Origin of the sequence: Streptomyces sp. WAC05292 (assembly GCF_003949955.1) — a bacterium.
Lineage (GTDB): Bacteria > Actinomycetota > Actinomycetes > Streptomycetales > Streptomycetaceae > Streptomyces > Streptomyces globosus.
In genome coordinates, this window is record NZ_RPSE01000775.1 from 1 (window position 1) to 960 (window position 960).

Here is a 960-nt window from a genome sequence, read left to right on the forward strand (position 1 = left end):
GCCGGCGGCGGGGCGGCGGGCAGGCCGACGGACTGGCGCAGCCAGGCGGTGTGCAGGTCGACGCCGTAGGTGAGGCGGGTGAGGGCGGGGATGCGGTCGCCGCCGACGCGGGAGGCGATCTCGCAGAGGACGAGTTCGTCGTCGGGGGTGTGGAAGACCTCCAGGTGGTAGGCGGCGGTCTCGGGGGTGTCGAAGGCCTCCAGGACGCGGTCGAGGAAGTCCTCCAGCCGTCGGGCGAAGGGGTCGCGGACGGGGTGGAGCTGCACGGAGCCGTTGTTCTGCCCGGAGAACACGCCGAGGCAGCTGCGCAGGTAGCGGGAGGCGGCGACGAAGCGGTAGCCGGGGGCGACGACGGCGTCGACGTGGTACATGGGGCCTTCGACGAAGCCCTCGGCCATGAGGTCGTCGCGCCAGGGGCGGCGGCTGAAGGCGAGGAGGGCGTCGTCGTCGCGCAGGACGCTGATGTCGCGGGAGCCGCCCTGTTTGACGGGTTTGACGACGACGGGGTAGCCCTGCTCGGCGATGAAGCCGGTCAGGTCGGTGATGTCGGCGAGCCGCCGGAAGGGGGCGGTGGGGACGGTGCGGCGGGCGGTCTCCTTCATGACGGCCTTGTCGCGGAAGGACAGGGCGCTGGCGGGGCTCTGGCCGGGGAGGCCGAGGTCGGCGCGGATGCGGGCGGCGCGCTCCAGGTCGTACTCGTTGTCGGTGATGACGTGGGCGAGTCCGGTCTCGCGGGCGAGTCCGCGGATGCGCAGCTCCGGGTAGGGGACGGACTCGCAGTCCTCGACGTACTCGTACGAGGCGAGGCCGGCGGTGCCGGTGAGCCGGTGGTGGCTGAAGACGTGCAGCCGGTCGGCCAGTTCGGGGAGCATCGCGGCGTAGTCGTGGCGGGGGCCGTAGTTGATGACGGCGACGTGGGTCATGGTGTGGCCTCGCAGGAGGTGCCGGACGGGGTGGCGG

At 72.7% G+C, this 960-nt stretch carries 1 protein-coding gene; it reads right to left on the bottom strand.

The window, feature by feature from the left end; genetic code table 11:
• Positions 1-923 (bottom strand): acetyl-CoA carboxylase biotin carboxylase subunit family protein (locus EF903_RS32965; RefSeq protein ID WP_125548574.1); only part of this gene is annotated, 923 nt, incomplete at its 3' end.
• Positions 924-960 lie beyond the last annotated feature (37 nt).